The sequence below is a fragment of the Virgibacillus sp. AGTR genome (genome assembly GCF_016919725.2).
GTDB classification, from domain to species: domain Bacteria; phylum Bacillota; class Bacilli; order Bacillales; family Amphibacillaceae; genus Virgibacillus; species Virgibacillus salarius.
Genome location: NZ_JAJERH010000181.1, coordinates 1 through 649 on the forward strand (window position 1 = coordinate 1; position 649 = coordinate 649).

General features: G+C 35.4%; 1 protein-coding gene. It reads right to left on the reverse strand.

Annotation, left to right across the window (positions count from 1 at the left end):
* Nucleotides 1-649, reverse strand: a 649-nt coding sequence (locus tag JUJ52_RS23140; RefSeq protein ID WP_228089257.1) for a condensation domain-containing protein, incomplete at both ends; no start/stop codon positions are given.

Consider the following 649-nt stretch of genomic DNA (forward strand, 5'->3'; position numbering starts at 1 on the left):
AATACCGACAATCGCATTGGCTGTGATGCCATTTTGGCGTAAGGTCCTTGCGAGTTGATTCGCCTTTTCATTTAAGGCTTGATACGTTAACTGCTTGCCTTCGTATTCCACTGCGATATGGTGGGGATGTTTTTCTACTTGTTCCTCCCATAATTGAGATATTGTCTTATCCTTTGGATACGTTACCGATGTGTCATTAAAGTCATGGAGAATCTCTTTCCGTTCCTTATCAGTTGTCATACTGATTTGGGATACAGGGATTTCCTGGTTTTGAATCACGGATTGAATGATTTCGATGAAATGGTTTTTTAATCTGTTTACCATTTCTTGATCGTAAGCATTAGAGTTATAAGAGAATCGAACGGTTAGTGTATCACTCGGTATAACCATAGCTGCCAATTCATAGTTGTTTTCCTCATAATATGTAATATTTTCTAATTCAAAGCCTAATGAATGATCGAAGCTCATTAGCTCATGATCAACATAATAGTTTTGAAAAACAATTATGTGATTGACTAAATTCCGTTTGACCTCAGATAAAGATTGAATATCTGCCAGTGGATAATAATCATATCTTGCCGATTCTAATGAATCTTTCTGCATTTGTTTAACAACATCAATAAATGTATGATTAACTTCTTGTTTCACT